12 protein-coding genes and 2 tRNA genes are annotated in these 14,593 nt (G+C 64.8%); 9 read left to right on the plus strand and 5 right to left on the minus strand.

The window, feature by feature from the left end; all coding sequences use genetic code 11:
* Nucleotides 1-175: 175 nt before the first annotated feature.
* The 6 genes from QQS38_RS03805 to QQS38_RS03830 all read left to right on the plus strand — a co-directional run bounded on the left by QQS38_RS03805 (nt 176) and on the right by QQS38_RS03830 (nt 7,515).
* Complete coding sequence (locus QQS38_RS03805) at nt 176-3,331, plus strand: Rne/Rng family ribonuclease (RefSeq protein WP_479644012.1); 3,156 nt, start codon at nt 176-178, stop codon at nt 3,329-3,331.
* A 206-nt stretch (nt 3,332-3,537) separates the two neighbouring features.
* Nucleotides 3,538-4,653, plus strand: coding sequence for a GTP 3',8-cyclase MoaA (gene moaA, locus QQS38_RS03810; protein WP_479644013.1), 1,116 nt, complete (start codon nt 3,538-3,540; stop codon nt 4,651-4,653).
* A 16-nt stretch (nt 4,654-4,669) separates the two neighbouring features.
* Entirely contained in the window at nt 4,670-5,296 is a 627-nt protein-coding gene (mobA, locus tag QQS38_RS03815; RefSeq protein ID WP_479644014.1) for a molybdenum cofactor guanylyltransferase MobA, read from the plus strand.
* Between the two features lie 102 nt (nt 5,297-5,398).
* On the plus strand, nt 5,399-6,694 hold the full coding sequence (gene moeA, locus QQS38_RS03820) for a molybdopterin molybdotransferase MoeA (protein ID WP_479644015.1): 1,296 nt from the start codon (nt 5,399-5,401) through the stop codon (nt 6,692-6,694).
* A 63-nt stretch (nt 6,695-6,757) separates the two neighbouring features.
* Nucleotides 6,758-7,033, plus strand: a complete 276-nt coding sequence (locus QQS38_RS03825) for a hypothetical protein (protein ID WP_479644016.1) — start codon at nt 6,758-6,760, stop codon at nt 7,031-7,033.
* The gene (locus QQS38_RS03830; protein WP_479644017.1) at nt 7,033-7,515 is read left to right on the plus strand and encodes an N-acetyltransferase family protein; all 483 of its coding nucleotides are present in this window, start codon (nt 7,033-7,035) and stop codon (nt 7,513-7,515) included. The genes QQS38_RS03825 and QQS38_RS03830 overlap by 1 nt, the downstream gene beginning before the upstream one ends.
* Before the next feature lie 84 nt (nt 7,516-7,599).
* On the opposite strand, the gene QQS38_RS03835 is transcribed toward QQS38_RS03830, so the two are convergent.
* From QQS38_RS03835 to pncB, 5 genes are all read right to left on the minus strand, one after another.
* A complete protein-coding gene (locus QQS38_RS03835; RefSeq protein ID WP_479644018.1) occupies nt 7,600-9,090 on the minus strand; it encodes a DNA recombination protein RmuC in 1,491 nt (496 codons plus the stop codon).
* Nucleotides 9,087-10,076, minus strand: coding sequence for a 2-hydroxyacid dehydrogenase (locus QQS38_RS03840; protein WP_479644019.1), 990 nt, complete (start codon nt 10,074-10,076; stop codon nt 9,087-9,089). Before QQS38_RS03840 ends, QQS38_RS03835 begins: the two co-directional genes overlap by 4 nt.
* 16 nt (nt 10,077-10,092) lie before the next feature.
* Nucleotides 10,093-11,550, minus strand: coding sequence for a sodium:proton antiporter (locus QQS38_RS03845; RefSeq protein WP_479644101.1), 1,458 nt, complete (start codon nt 11,548-11,550; stop codon nt 10,093-10,095).
* A 70-nt stretch (nt 11,551-11,620) separates the two neighbouring features.
* On the minus strand, nt 11,621-12,292 hold the full coding sequence (locus QQS38_RS03850) for a LutC/YkgG family protein (RefSeq protein ID WP_479644020.1): 672 nt from the start codon (nt 12,290-12,292) through the stop codon (nt 11,621-11,623).
* A gap of 87 nt (nt 12,293-12,379) precedes the next feature.
* Nucleotides 12,380-13,576: a nicotinate phosphoribosyltransferase gene (gene pncB, locus QQS38_RS03855; protein WP_479644102.1), complete on the minus strand. Its 1,197-nt coding sequence runs from the start codon at nt 13,574-13,576 to the stop codon at nt 12,380-12,382.
* Between the two features lie 251 nt (nt 13,577-13,827).
* On the opposite strand from pncB, the gene fdxA reads away from it, so the two are divergent.
* From fdxA to QQS38_RS03870, 3 genes are all read left to right on the plus strand, one after another.
* Nucleotides 13,828-14,151 carry a ferredoxin FdxA gene (gene fdxA / locus QQS38_RS03860; protein WP_479644021.1) on the plus strand — a complete coding sequence of 108 codons (324 nt, stop codon included), beginning with the start codon at nt 13,828-13,830 and terminating at the stop codon, nt 14,149-14,151.
* 137 nt (nt 14,152-14,288) lie between these two features.
* Nucleotides 14,289-14,364, plus strand: a tRNA-Asn gene (locus QQS38_RS03865).
* A 74-nt stretch (nt 14,365-14,438) separates the two neighbouring features.
* Nucleotides 14,439-14,514, plus strand: a tRNA-Asn gene (locus tag QQS38_RS03870).
* The last annotated feature ends 79 nt before the right edge of the window (nt 14,515-14,593 follow it).

Consider the following 14,593-nt stretch of genomic DNA (forward strand, 5'->3'; position numbering starts at 1 on the left):
TGCGGCTCGCGGCCCCGTTCGGCCATCCCGAGCCCTTCCAGGCAATTCTCCCCGCCATCGTTCCCGCTCCAGCGTGCTGTTAAAAACACAATAAGGACGCGGCGCGCTTCATTGCGTCGCTCGTTCGGCCTACACGCCCGACGAGCGCGCAGCGACGCCGCTCTGGAGCCGTTCAATGAAACGAATGCTGTTCAACGCGACGCAGCAGGAAGAACTGCGCGTCGCCATCGTCGATGGGCAAAAACTCATCGACATCGACATCGAAACCGCCGGGCGCGAACAACGCAAAGGCAATATCTACAAGGGGATCGTGACGCGCATCGAGCCTTCGCTCGAAGCCTGTTTCGTTAACTACGGGGAAGATCGCCACGGCTTTCTGCCGTTCAAGGAAGTCGCCCGCCAGTATTTCAAGGACGGCGTCGACATGCGCTCCGCGCGCATTCAGGACGCGCTGCGCGAAGGCCAGGAACTCATCGTTCAGGTCGAAAAGGAAGAGCGCGGCAACAAGGGCGCGGCGCTCACGACCTTCATCTCGCTCGCGGGCCGCTATCTCGTTCTGATGCCGAACAACCCGCGCGGCGGCGGCGTCTCGCGGCGCATCGAGGGCGACGATCGCCAAGAACTGCGCGAAACGATGGCGCAGTTGCAACTGCCCGACGGCATGAGCATCATCGCGCGCACGGCCGGCATCGGCCGCAGCGCCGAAGAGCTGCAGTGGGATTTGAACTACCTCATGCAGTTGTGGCGTGCGATCGAAGCGGCCTCGCAAAGCGGCCAGCCCGGTCAGCCGATGCTGATCTATCTCGAATCGAGCCTCGTGATTCGCGCGATTCGCGACTACTTCCAGCCCGATATCGGCGAAATCCTGATCGATACCACCGAAATCCATGACCAGGCCCGGGCCTTCATGGATATCGTGATGCCCGACAACGTCGGCAAGGTGAAGCGCTACCACGACGACGTACCGCTGTTCTCGCGCTTTCAGATCGAGCACCAAATCGAGACCGCGTATTCACGCACGGTGCCCCTGCCCTCCGGCGGCGCGATCGTCATCGACCACACCGAAGCGCTCGTCGCCATCGACGTGAACTCGGCGCGCGCCACCAAGGGCGCCGACATCGAGGAAACGGCCACGCGCACCAATCTCGAAGCGGCCGACGAGGTAGCGCGCCAGTTGCGACTGCGCGACCTCGGCGGGCTGATCGTGATCGATTTCATCGATATGGAATCGGCCAAGAGCCAGCGCGAGGTGGAGCAGCGCCTGAAGGACGCGCTCAAACACGACCGCGCGCGCGTGCAAATGGGCAAGATTTCCCGCTTCGGCTTGATGGAGCTGTCGCGCCAGCGTCTGCGCCCCGCCCTGTCCGAAGGCAGCCATGTCACGTGTCCGCGTTGCAACGGCACGGGCCATATCCGCGACACCGAATCGTCCGCGCTGCAAGTGTTGCGGATCATTCAAGAAGAAGCGATGAAGGAAAACACCGCGGCGATCCACTGCCAGGTGCCGGTCGAAGTGACCGCCTTTCTGCTCAACGAAAAACGCCAGGAAATCAACAAGATCGAGTCGCGCTTCAAGGTGGGCGTCGTGCTCATTCCGAATAAGCATCTCGATACGCCGCACTACAAGCTCGAGCGTCTGCGCCATGACGATTCGCGCCTGGACGAGCCGCGCGCTTCATGGAAGATGGCCGAGGAAGCCGCACGCGAACTGGAATCGGAAACCGCATACAGCAAGCGTGCCGAAGACGTGAAGCCCAAGCAGGAAGCGGCCGTCAAGGGCATCACGCCCGAGCGGCCCGCGCCGAGCGCGCCGGTACGGCCGCAAGAGCAAGCCGCGCCGGCCGTGGCCGTCGCAACGCCGCGCAGCGGTGGCTTCTTCGGCTGGCTCAAGAGCCTGTTCGGCGGCGAGAGTGCAGCGCCCGCGCCGGCGCCGGCGCCGATCCAACCCGCGCGCACGGCGCGTGCCGAACGCGGCGAACGCAGCAATGAGCGCGGTGGCGAGCGCAACCGCAATCGCCGTGGCGCAGGCGCCGGCCGCGACGGGGCGGCCCGCGACGGCGCGGGTCGCGTCGAAGCGGCTGTCGGCGGACGTGCCAGCGGCCAACAGCAAACGCAACGCCCAGCGCGCGAGCAGCGCGAGCAGCGCGAGGGGCGTGAGGGCCGGGAAACACGCGAAGGCCGGGAAGGACGCGGCGAACGCCAAGAGCGCGCGGAATCTGTCGAAGCTTCGACGCGCGGTGAACGACGCGAACGTACCGAGCGCCCGGACCGCGCCGAACGCGGCGAGCGTGCGGAACGAGGTGAGCGCCAAGAGCGGGGCGAACGCCCCGAGCGCGGCGAACGGCGCAAACAGCAACCTGAAATCGCAGCCGAAGTCACGGCCCGCGCCGAGACGCAGGCGGCGGAAGACGCGGTGGCAGCCGGCGTGCCGGCCCCCGAGCAGGAAGCGGTCGCTCGTGACGGTGAAGAGCGCCGCCGCCGCCGCCGCGGCCGTCGCGGTGGTCGTCGCGAGCGCGAAGAGGATGGCGTGAACGCGACGCTTGCCGCAGACGTAGCCGAAGCCGAAGGCGCCGCTGCCGCGGTGCAGCCGCAAGCCGCCCCGGCGGTTTCGCAGCCGCCCGAGCACACCGCCGAAGTCGCTCGAGCGCCGCTTGCGCAAGCCCGAGACGAAGATGTCGTCGCGACGCCGGTGCCGATGCACACGCCGGCCGCCGTGCCGTTGCAAGAAGCACCGGTGCAAGAAGCGCCGTTGCACGAAGCACCCGTGAGCGAAACGCCGGCGCCCGAAACTGAAGCACCGGCGACCGCGCCCGCGCAACTCGCGTCGGCCCCGGGCGAAACGATCGCCGCGCCGATCGAACGACCGGCAGCCGTGCCGGCCGCACCGGCAGCGCCCGCTCCGGTGGCGGCTGAGCCCGAGTCGACCGTCGCGCATGCGATTCAAACGGCTCCCGAGGCAGCCGAGGCTATCGAGCCCGCGGTGGCCGTAGAACGCGCGCCGCAAGTTGCCGCCGGAGCGGCCGCGGGCGCCATGCCGGCTCCCGTCGAGGCGGCCAGTGCCGCGACGGAAATTACGCAGCGGCCCGCGGCTTTGGAGGTCACGGCCACTCCGGCGAACGTGCACGGCAACGGCCTGTCGATCGGGCAATTGCAGCCGATGCTCGAATCGGCCGGCCTCGTCTGGGTCAACACCGACGCGGACAAACTGCGAGCCGCGCATGAAGCCGCAGCGCAAGCGCCGGCACCCGTGCGCACGCCCCGCCAACGCAAGCCTTTGCCGCCCGTCGATTCCACGCCGATGCAGCAAGTCGAAACGCGCAAAGACGCTTGATCGAGCACAACCCCGACAACGGGCGCCTCGGCGCCCGTTGTCGGCGAACAGCCCGCCTTCCGGGGCGGGCTTTTTCATGCGCATTTCCCCTCCGTTTTTGACGTGCGTCAGAGTTTCAGGCGTTATCCACACCATCCGCGCAGGCGATGCCGTCACGATGCCCAGCGTTCCGTTAGAATGGGTTTCTGCCTGTTTCTTGCTTCATCATGTCCCGACGCATCATTCCCGTCGCCAATCTCAGCGGAGCGCCCGATATCACGGGAGCGCCGGTCGCAGCACGGGGCACGCTCACCGATACGCTCGCGCGGCCGTTACGCGATCTGCGCATCTCGGTCACGGACCGGTGCAACTTCCGCTGCGTCTATTGCATGCCGCGCACGGTGTTCGGCAAGGACTACCCGTTTTTGCCGCATAGTGCGCTTCTCACGTTCGAGGAGATCGAACGGCTCGCGCGGGTGTTCGTCGCGCACGGCGTCGACAAGATTCGTCTGACGGGCGGCGAGCCGCTGCTGCGCAAGGACATCGAGCGGCTCATCGAACGGCTCGCCGCCTTGACCACGACCGACGGGCGCCCGCTCGACCTCACCCTGACCACGAACGGCTCACTGCTCACCCGTAAGGCCCGCAGCTTGAAGGATGCGGGCTTGACCCGCGTCACGGTGAGCCTCGATGCCCTCGATGAGGCCCTCTTCAAACGCATGAACGACGCCGATTTCGCCCCCGGCGCCGTGCTCGACGGCATCGAGGCGGCCCAAGCCGCAGGCCTTGCGCCCATCAAAGTCAATATGGTCGTCAAGCGCGGAACGAACGACCGCGAGATCGTGCCGATGGCGCGCCATTTCAAAGGGTCGGGTGCCGTCTTGCGGTTCATCGAATATATGGATGTCGGCGCCTCGAACGGCTGGAACATGGCCGAGGTCCTGCCTTCCGCCGAAGTCGTTGCACGCATCGCCGAACACTTTCCGCTCGTTCCACTCGAAGCGCACACCGCGTCCGAAACGGCGCAGCGCTGGGGGTATGCCGACGGCGGGGGCGAAATCGGCGTGATTTCCAGCGTCACGCGCGCGTTTTGCGGCACATGCACGCGTGCGCGCTTGTCCACCGAGGGCAAGGTTTACCTATGCCTGTTCGCGACGACCGGTTACGACCTGCGTGCGCTCGTGCGCGGCGGGGCCAGCGACGCCGACATCGCTACGGCTATTGCACGCATGTGGCAAGCGCGCGGGGACCGCTACTCGCAGTTGCGCGGCAGCGTCACCGCCGATGCCGACGCCGCGCGCAACGGCAATGCACGCGTCGAAATGTCTTACATCGGCGGTTAGCCGCGAGCACCCCGCGATGAATTCCGATCTACGCTCGCGCCTCACCGGCCTCGTGCTCGCCGGCGGCCAGGGTACGCGGATGGGCGGGCTCGACAAAGGGTTGCAACTGCTCGGCGGCGAACCGTTGGCGTTTCATGCCGTCAAGTGCATCGCTGGGCAAGTCGGCCCGTTGCTGTTCAGCGCGAATCGAAACATCGATCGATACCGTCTGCTCGCCGAGCGCTTCGGCGCTGGCGTCGTCCAGGATGCATCGAGCGACTTTCCCGGCCCGCTGGCAGGCATGCTGGCCGGGTTGCGCGAAACGACGACCGAGCTATTGCTTTGTGTTCCGTGCGATACGCCCCGCTTGCCGCACGACTTGGCGGCGCGGCTCGTCTCCGCGCTCGACGACGCCCAGGCCGATGTCGCCGTCGCAGCCACCATCGACGCGCAAGGCAAAACAAGCGTGCATCCCGTGGTCGCGGTCCTACGCGCCACGCTCGCCGACGATTTAGCCGCCTTTCTCGATGCGGGCGAACGAAAGGTCCGCGCGTGGTACGCACGCCACAAGCACGTCGAAGTCGCCTTTGAAGACGAGCACGCGTTTTACAATGCCAACTTCTTGCACGAGCTCACCGATCTCGCACGGACATTCGGCGCCTAGGCGCGAACCATAGACCCGTCCCGATCCGAAGCGTCCGCATTGCCTGCGTGCGTTGCTATGCTCGCAAGGCTTACCGGCGCGCTGGGCCGCGCCCCATCTCCGATGACCACCTCCAACGAACTTTCCGCCTCGAAGCCGCTTCCCGTCGAGACCGCCCGCGCCCTCATCCGCCGTGCAATTGCCCCGGTGACCACGATCGAACGTGTCGCACTGCGCACGGCGCTCGGCCGCGTGCTGGCCGAAGATGTCGAATCGCCGATCGACGTGCCCGCCCATGACAATGCAGCGATGGACGGCTACGCATTCGACGGCGCAACGCTATCGGTGGCCTCGCCGGCGCAGCCCACGCCTGTGTCGCGCACGCTTGCCGTAGCCGGCGAAGCCCGCGCGGGCCATCCGTTCGACCGCGTCTGCCCGGCAGGCGAATGCGTGCGGATCATGACGGGCGCGCCGATGCCGGCCGGCTGCGATACGGTCGTGGCGCAAGAGTTCGTCGCTCGCAGCGGCGCGAACATCACGTTCGACGTCGATCGCATCGAGCGCGGCGCGAACTGCCGCCGCGCCGGAGAAGATTTGGCCCGCGGACAAGCGGCGCTCGCAGCGGGGCGCGTCCTGCGCGCGGCCGATCTCGGGCTGTTGGCGTCGCTCGGTGTCGCCGAAGTTTGCGTGCGCCGGCGCTTGCGCGTCGCGTTCTTCTCCACGGGCGACGAATTGCGCTCGGTCGGAGAGCCGCTCGAAAGCGGGTGCGTCTATGACAGCAACCGCTACACGCTTCACGCCATGCTCACGCGCATGGGCGTAGAAGCGATCGATCTCGGTGTCGTGCGCGACGAGCCCCAAGCGCTCGAAACGGCGTTGCGCGCAGCGGCGGAGAGTGCCGATGTGGTGCTGACATCGGGAGGCGTATCCGTCGGTGACGCCGATTTCACGGCGCGCATGACGCAAACGTTCGGGGACGTCGCATTCTGGCAACTGGCGATGCGCCCAGGGCGTCCGCTGGCGTTCGGTCGCGTATGGCCTGGCGAGCGCGGCGACACCGCACGCAGCGCGCTGTTTTTTGGCCTGCCCGGCAACCCCGTTGCCGTGATGGTCACGTTCTACCAACTCGTGCGCGAAGCGCTAAGTTCCATGTCGGGGGCGGACACGGCGCCGCCGCTGCGATTCGCAGCCGAAAGCGGCGTGCCGATACGCAAGCGCCCCGGCCGGACCGAATACCTGCGCGGCATTGCGACGCGCGACGCCGCCGGAAAGTGGCGCGTGACACCCACGCGCTCACAAGGGTCGGGCGTACTGAGTTCGATGAGCGAAGCGAATTGCTTCATCGTCCTCGCTCATGAGCAGGGCGACATCGCCGTAGGCGCCCCTGTTGAAATCATGCCCTTCGATGGGCTCATTTGACTTGCGTTCGTCGTACGGCATCGATTTTCCGGACCGCACAACGTCTCTTAACGAGGCCTCCCAATGAAAAAACAAATTTTGTCGATCGCGCCGGGGCAAACCGCGAAGGCGCTCATCCTCGTCTATTTGACCTTCAGTATGCCGATCGTATTGCTCGGGATACTCGTGGCGTTCATCCGCCACGGTTCGGTTGAACTCAGCACAATTTTCAGCGCGCTACTGTTGAACGCCATTCTCGGCTTCGTATTGCTCTGGATTGCTTGTCACGCCTACAACTGGGTGGCCGGGCGTTTCGGCGGCATCGAAATCGTCTTGTCGGACGCGCCGGAGGAAGCGTGATGGCCGATCTCATTCGCGATGCCGCACCGGACGATGTCCGCGCAATGCTCGGTCTGATGCGCGAGCTGGCCGAATACGAGAAGCTCACCCATTTGTTCGTCGCGACGGAAGATTCGCTACACGAAGCGTTGTTTTCCGCGCGACCAGCAGCCGAAGCGCTCGTGGCCGAGCGCGAAGGCCGTATCGTGGGTTACGCGCTCTACTTTAACAATTTCTCGACGTTCCTCAGCCGCCGCGGCCTCTATCTCGAAGATCTGTACGTTCAGCCCAGCCTGCGCGGCAGCGGGCTCGGCACCGCGTTGCTGCGCCGGGTTGCAGCGATCGCCGTCGAACGGCAATGCGGGCGCTTCGAATGGTCGGTTCTCGATTGGAATCAAAGCGCCATCGATTTCTATACGAAGATGGGCGCGACCGTCTTGCCCGATTGGCGCATCGTGCGCGTGACCGACGAGGCATTGGCGGCGCTCGCCGGCGCCGCCTGAGGTGTGGTGTGCGTGCGCGGCCTTGCACGATACGCAGGCCGCCGCACTTGCATGCATCACCGACTCCATCACCGATGAAACGACTCAGACGTCGGGCTCCTGCAAGGCCCCGTAAGGATCGCCGAGCATGCCTTCCGTCTGGTCGCCTGGCAGCGCCTCGACCTCGCGCAACTTGGTGCTCATCACGCGCGTGCGGCGCTCGGCCGCTTCGATCGAGCGCGTGACCGTTTCAAGCTGCGATTTCGTCTTCGCCAAGACATCGCCGAACTTGCCGAACTCGGTCTTGACAGCGCCCAGAACCTGCCACACCTCGCTAGAGCGCTTTTCGATCGCGAGCGTGCGAAAGCCCATTTGCAGGCTGTTCAGGAGCGCCGTCAGCGTCGTGGGGCCGGCAATCGTCACGCGATAGTCGCGCTGCAACTGATCGGTTAGCCCCGGACGGCGCAGAATTTCCGCGTACAACCCTTCGGTCGGCAAGAACAGCAATGCGAAATCCGTGGTGTGCGGCGGCGCCACGTATTTTTCCGCGATGGTGCGCGCCTCGCCCCGCACGCGTGTTTCCAGTGCCCGCGAGGCTTCTTCGACGGCAACCGGATCGGCCCGTTCCTGCGCATCGATGAGGCGCTCGTAATCCTCGCGCGGAAATTTCGCATCGATCGGCAGCCAAACCGGAGTCGCCACGCCCTGCCCGCCGCCGCCGTCGAAGCGGCCCGGCAGCTTGATCGCGAACTCCACGCGCTCGCCGCTCTTAGGCACGGTCGCGACGTTCTTCGCATATTGATCGGGCGTCAGCATCTGCTCGAGCAGTGCTTCCAGTTGGACTTCGCCCCAAGTGCCGCGCGTTTTGACGTTCGTCAGCACCTTTTTTAGATCGCCGACGCCGGCCGCCAGCGTCTGCATCTCGCCCAGCCCGCGATGCACTTGCTCGAGCCGATCCGAGACGAGCTTGAAGGATTCTCCGAGCCGCTGCTCCAGCGTGGCGTGCAGCTTTTCATCGACGGTTCGCCGCATTTCTTCGAGCTTCGTCGCGTTGTTCGCTTCGATATCCTTGAGCCGCGCCTCGATCGTCGCGCGCACTTCGCCGAAACGGCGATCGTTCGCCTCCACCAGTTGGGCGAGTTGCTGCGCGAGGGTGTCGCCGAAGCGCTTGAGCGCGGCGGATTGCTCGTCGCGCGATTCGTGCGCGTGCCGCTGCAAGCTCTCGCGCATGGCGTCGAGTTGTGTCGCGTTCGTCTCCGTCAACTGCGCAAGGCGCATGGCGAAGCCGTCGATCTGCTGGTTTTGCACGGTGGCTACGCTGGTCAATTGCGCGGCAAGGGTTTGCTGAAACTGAGCGAAGCCACCGCCGAGTTCGGCGCGCGATAGACGCGAAGTTTCCGCGATCTCGCCGCGCAACTCGCGCTCGAGCCGCTCGTACGCACGAGCCTGCGCCTGCGCGGCCGTCTCGATGCACTCGCCCAATTCGCCGAGCGCGGCGCGATCGTTCGCACGGGTCGCGCTTCTAACGGCCAGCGCCAGTGCGAAGGCCAACACGACGACCGCCAGCGCGAGCGCCGCAATGAGAATGGTGGTCATGAACGCGTGCGTGCCAGTACTTCAGGGTTGATCGGATTGCTCGGCCGGCCGGCGCTGGGCCCTTCGCCGAGCGCTGCAATGAGGTTGTCGGCCGCGAGGTTGGCCATCGCCCGCCTCGTGGATTCGGTCGCGCTCGCAATGTGCGGCGTGAGCACGACGCTCGGCGCCGACAAAAGCCGCGGATGCACCTTCGGTTCGCCCTCGAAGACGTCCAGTCCCGCCGCCGCGATGCGCCGCTCGTGCAGCGCATCGGCCAGCGCCGCGTCGTCGACGACGCCACCGCGCGCGATATTCGTCAGCGTGGCCGTTCGCTTCATCAGCGAGAGTTCCGCCGCGCCGATCGTATGATGGCTCTGAGCGCTGTACGGCACCACGAGCACGACGTGATCGGCCTGCCGCAGCAAGTCCTCCTTGGACAGATACTGCGCCCCCAGTTCGGCCTCGATCTGCGGCGCAACGCGCGAGCGGTTGTGATAGACGACGCGCATGGCGAACCCGCGCGCGCGGCGCGCCAGCGCCTGGCCTATGCGCCCCATGCCGATGATGCCCAGCGTGGAGCCGCACACGTCGGCGCCGAGAAAGCCGTCGTAACGCCACGCGCCCCACTTGCCCGCACGCAGCCAGTGCTCGCTCTCCGTCACGCGCCGGGCCGCCGCCATCAGCAGCGCCCACCCGAAATCGGCCGTCGCCTCGTTGAGCACGTCGGGCGTATTCGTCGCGATCACGCCCGCGGCGTTGAACGCTTCGATATCGAAATTGTTGTAGCCGACTGCCATATTCGCGACCGCGCGCAACCGCGGAGCGGCCGCGACGATCGATGCGCCGATCGGATCGCCGGCCGTAAGCGCGCCGTCTTTGTCGGCCAGCCTGCGCGCGAGTTCCTCCGGCGGCAGCGCGGGCCCGTCATTCCAATCGACGTCGAAGTACTGCTCGAGACGCTCGACGACATCGGGAAAGATCGGACGCGCGACGAGGATTTTCTGCATGAAATGTCTCCCGCAATCAAAAGAACAGCCACGTGGTGAGCGCAAACACCGGAATCAACACGGCGCCGGCCCACCCGAGGTAGCCGAAAAAACTGGGCATACGCACCCCGCGCGACTCGGCGATCGCTTTCACCATGAAGTTCGGCGCGTTGCCGATATAGCTGTTGGCGCCCATGAAGACGGCGCCGGCCGAAATGGCCGCGAGTGTCGTCGCGCCCGTGCTCATCAGCGCGTGCGCGTCGCCGCCCATGAGATTGAAAAATACGAGGTACGTGGGTGCATTGTCGAGAAACGAAGACAGCATACCCGTTGCCCAAAAATACATGGCGTCGATGGGCTGGCCGTGCGCATCGGTGACCCAATGCAGCACGGCGGCGAAGGCGCCGCGCTCGCCCGCGCGCAGCATCATGACCACCGGGGCGATCGTGACGAAGATAGCCGCGAACAGCTTCGCGACCTCCTCGATCGGCGCCCAAGTGAACGCGTTGCCCGTGCGTGCGGTGCGCGGCGTGATGGCCAAAGAAACGAGCGCCAATACGACGAGCGCCGCATCGCGCACGAGGTTTTGCAATTCCAGATGCGTGCCGAGCACGTCGAAGACGATGCCGGGCTTCCAAAGCCCGCTCATGAGCACCAGTGCGATCACGAGCGCAAGCAGCACGAAGTTGCGCTTTCCTTCGATCGCGATGCCGATCGAATCGGGCGACGGGTCGAGCGCCTGCGCGCGCTCTTCGTCGCCGCGCCGGTAGAAGTGGGTGTCGAGTGCATAAAAGAGGACGAGTAACAGCGTGCAGACGAACAGCATCGGCAGCGCGAGATGGCGCGTCGTCCAAAAGAAGCTCACACCGTTCAGAAACCCGAGGAACAGCGGCGGATCGCCCAGCGGCGAGAGCGAACCGCCCACATTCGCCACCAAAAAGATGAAGAACACGAATACGTGGACGACATGCTTGCGATTGTCGTTCGCGCGCAAGAGCGGCCGGATCAGCAACATCGCCGCGCCCGTCGTGCCCATGACGCTCGCCAGCACCGTGCCGAGGGCAAGCAGCGCCGTATTGACGCGCGGCGAGCCATGCAGGTTGCCGCGCACGCAAATGCCGCCCGCTATCGTGTACAACGCCGCCAGCAACACGATGAAGGGAATGTATTCGGCGACGATCGCATGCGAAAAAGCGTGTGCTGCCGCACCCGGCCCGAATAGATAGGCGAACGGCGCAAGGAAGGCGATCGCCCAAGCGCCGGCCACCTTGCCGAAATGACGATGCCAGAAGCCCGGCGCGATCAATGGAAACAGCGCGATCGACAACAAGATGCCGGCGAACGGGACGATCCACTGCGCCCCGAGCGCCGCGCCATCCGGCATGGCTATCGTGGCGGCCGATGCGCCGGCGGACCAGATCGCTATCGTGAAGGCGAAGACAGAAGATGCAAAAGCGCTCGCCGCCCGTCGAGCGCGGGCGGCACGTCGTTCAATCATTAACTTCCTCTTTTTTGTGCTAGCGAAGATGCCCGGCTTGCAACCCGAGCCGCGACTCGAGCGCGGCTCAAGCGCCGCGCACGACGATCACATGGACACGATACGGGCCATGGGCGCCGAGCACGATGGTTTGCTCGATGTCGCCGGTGCGCGAAGGCCCCGACACGAAGTTGACCGCGCGCGGCAGCTCGCCGCGCTCGGTGCGCATTAGCGCGAACGCCTCCTCGTGACCCGCCACGATGCGCGAGGCGGGTACGACGGCGATGTGGGTCTCCGGCAGCAACGCCATCGACGCTTCCGTGTCAGGCCCCGACAGCAGCACGAGCGAGCCCGTTTCGGCGGTGGCGCAAAAGCACCCGGTGATACCGACGAGATCGCTGCTCTCCGGCTTGCGGAACTCGACCGCGAGCCCCGCCTGCGCCCACGGCAACGCGCCGAGCGCCGCCCAAGCGACGGCGCTCGGCGCCACGCCCAATTGAGCGAGATAGCGCGCCGCGGCCGCCGGGACGTGATCCAGCGATTCGACCTGTTCGACCGTGCTGGCCATGAGCCGCGCTTCGTCGATGAAGCGCGCCGTGAGACCTTCGAGGTCGGTGGGCATGGCCGGGCGCGGCCCCGGCGGGCGACGCTCGAGATAATCGGCGACCGCCTCGCGCTCGCCTGGCTGCGGCTCGGCCGGCCGCCCGGACGCCGCGCGAATGCGCGCCAAGATATTGCGTCGCGCCGCCGATGTATCCATTGCGCCCCCATCAAGAATGCGAGTGAATCACCGATTATACGGACGTTCTTTTTCGGGATACATCGGCCGTTCGGCCGAAGGAACCGCTCAGTCGGCGCCGTTCTCAGCAGGGGTTTGAATGCCGAAGACTTGCCGCAGATAAGCGAGATAAGCCTTGTCGTCGCACATGTTCTTGCCAGGCGAATCGGACAGCTTGGCGACGGGCTGCCCGTTGCAGCGGACCATTTTGATGACGATCTGCAGCGGGCTATAGCCGAGGTCGTTGGTGAGGTTGGTGCCCACTCCGAACGCCAGCTTGCAACGGCTGCGGAAGCGCTCGTAGAGCTGCAGCACCTTCGGGATATCGAGCGCGTCGGAAAAAACGAGCACTTTCGTGCGCGGGTCGCAGCGGTTTTCCTCGTAGTGGCGAAGCAGCTGCTCTCCCCAGTCGAAAGGATCGCCCGAGTCGTGGCGCGCGCCGTCGAACAGCTTGCAGAAATACATGTCGAAGTCGTTCAGAAACGCCTTCATGCCGTAGACATCGGAGAGCGCGATGCCCAAGTCGCCGCGGTATTCCTTGGCCCAGACCTCGAAGCCGTACGTCTGCGAATCGCGCAAACGAGGACCGAGCGCCTGGCAAGCCTGCAGGTATTCGTGCGCCATCGTGCCGAGCGGCGTCAAACCATGCTTTTGCGCATAGAAGACGTTGCTCGTGCCCGCGAATTGTTCGCCGATGCCCGACATCAGCGTGAGAATCACTTCCTCGTGCCAGCGTTTCGAGAAGCGCCGGCGGGTGCCGTAATCGGCGATCTTGCAATCGGCGAACTCGGGCCGCGCACCGAGCAACTGAATCTTCTCGCCGAGCCGCTCGCGCCCGCTCGCGTAGTCGGGCTCGCGCTGGGTATTGCGAAAATACACTTCGTTGACGATCGCGAGCACCGGAATTTCGAACAGAATCGTATGCAGCCACGGCCCCACGATCGAAATCTCGATTTCGCCGTTGCCCTTCGCCGAGGCCTCGATCGAGATGTACTTCTCGTTCAAGTGAAACAGAGCGAGAAAATCGACGAAATCGCTCTTGATGAAACGCATGCGCCGCAGATAGTCGAGTTCGTCGTCCGTGAAGCGCAGCTCGCACAACTGGCGCACTTCGTCGCGAATCTCCTCGACGTAAGGTGCGAGGTTCACGTTCGGCGTGCGGCAGCGAAAGCGGTATTCGACGTTGGCGGCGGGAAACTGATGCAGCACGACCTGCATCATCGTGAACTTGTAGAGATCGGTGTCGAGCAGCGAAGTGATGATCATGATGTCGATCGAGACGCGCGAGCGGGGGGACATGCTCGCGCCGCCTTCAAGGATGACGGATCGCCGCATGTTACCGCAACGGCCGCGCCAGGAGGCGCGCGCGGGCGCGGCGGCGCGCGGGTTTCCATAAACTAATCACCAATCGATCTAAACGACGCCAAGACCCTCGGCGCATCGGGGCCAGGACGTTCAGTTACAATACATGCTTTGCCAATTAGGCGTTTTCGCCCGATATCCCTGCAGGAGTTTGAATGACTCACGTTGTGACCGAAAGCTGCATCAAATGCCGCTATACCGACTGCGTCGACGTCTGCCCGGTGGACTGCTTTCGCGAAGGTCCCAACTTCCTCGCGATCGACCCCGATGAATGCATCGACTGCGCCGTCTGCGTGGCCGAATGCCCGGTGAACGCCATCTACGCCGAGGAAGACGTGCCCGGCGATCAGCAACAGTTCACGGCGCTCAATGCCGAATTGGCAAAAAGCTGGCCGAGCATCACCAAAACGAAGGCGCCGCTACCCGAAGCCGACGAATTCAAAGACATCCAAGACAAGATCCAATACCTCGAACGGTAAGCTAGAGGTGCCGTCCACGCCCGGCGGGCCGAGCACGAACGGCGGGCCGCCTGCGTCCGGGGGCGTCGCCAACACGCCTTAGGGTATTGACAGGTCTGGAGCCGGCCCATAGAATCTCGCTTCTCTGCTGTTGTTGTTCCCCGATAGCTCAGTCGGTAGAGCGCCGGACTGTTAATCCGTAGGTCCCTGGTTCGAGCCCAGGTCGGGGAGCCAAAGAATGAATGGAAAAGCCCGTTCGTCATAACGGGCTTTTTTACGCAGTAGCGATTTTCACCGTAGCACGTTGTTCCCCGATAGCTCAGTCGGTAGAGCGCCGGACTGTTAATCCGTAGGTCCCTGGTTCGAGCCCAGGTCGGGGAGCCAAGAGCTTCATGCAAAAGGGCCCGTCGCGTCGTCGACGGGCCCTTTTTGCGTTTGCCTTTGGAATTTTTCCCTTTCGTCG

It is taken from the genome of Trinickia sp. Z7 (assembly GCF_056498045.1).

What these genes read in the sequence shown, in the direction of transcription:
- QQS38_RS03805 (WP_479644012.1), top strand. Translation starts at nt 176, where the DNA reads ATGAAACGAATGCTGTTCAACGCGACGCAGCAGGAAGAACTGCGCGTC.
- moaA (WP_479644013.1), top strand. Translation starts at nt 3,538, where the DNA reads ATGTCCCGACGCATCATTCCCGTCGCCAATCTCAGCGGAGCGCCCGAT.
- mobA (WP_479644014.1), top strand. Translation starts at nt 4,670, where the DNA reads ATGAATTCCGATCTACGCTCGCGCCTCACCGGCCTCGTGCTCGCCGGC.
- moeA (WP_479644015.1), top strand. Translation starts at nt 5,399, where the DNA reads ATGACCACCTCCAACGAACTTTCCGCCTCGAAGCCGCTTCCCGTCGAG.
- QQS38_RS03825 (WP_479644016.1), top strand. Translation starts at nt 6,758, where the DNA reads ATGAAAAAACAAATTTTGTCGATCGCGCCGGGGCAAACCGCGAAGGCG.
- QQS38_RS03830 (WP_479644017.1), top strand. Translation starts at nt 7,033, where the DNA reads ATGGCCGATCTCATTCGCGATGCCGCACCGGACGATGTCCGCGCAATG.
- QQS38_RS03835 (WP_479644018.1), bottom strand. Translation starts at nt 9,090, where the DNA reads ATGACCACCATTCTCATTGCGGCGCTCGCGCTGGCGGTCGTCGTGTTG.
- QQS38_RS03840 (WP_479644019.1), bottom strand. Translation starts at nt 10,076, where the DNA reads ATGCAGAAAATCCTCGTCGCGCGTCCGATCTTTCCCGATGTCGTCGAG.
- QQS38_RS03850 (WP_479644020.1), bottom strand. Translation starts at nt 12,292, where the DNA reads ATGGATACATCGGCGGCGCGACGCAATATCTTGGCGCGCATTCGCGCG.
- pncB (WP_479644102.1), bottom strand. Translation starts at nt 13,576, where the DNA reads ATGATCATCACTTCGCTGCTCGACACCGATCTCTACAAGTTCACGATG.
- fdxA (WP_479644021.1), top strand. Translation starts at nt 13,828, where the DNA reads ATGACTCACGTTGTGACCGAAAGCTGCATCAAATGCCGCTATACCGAC.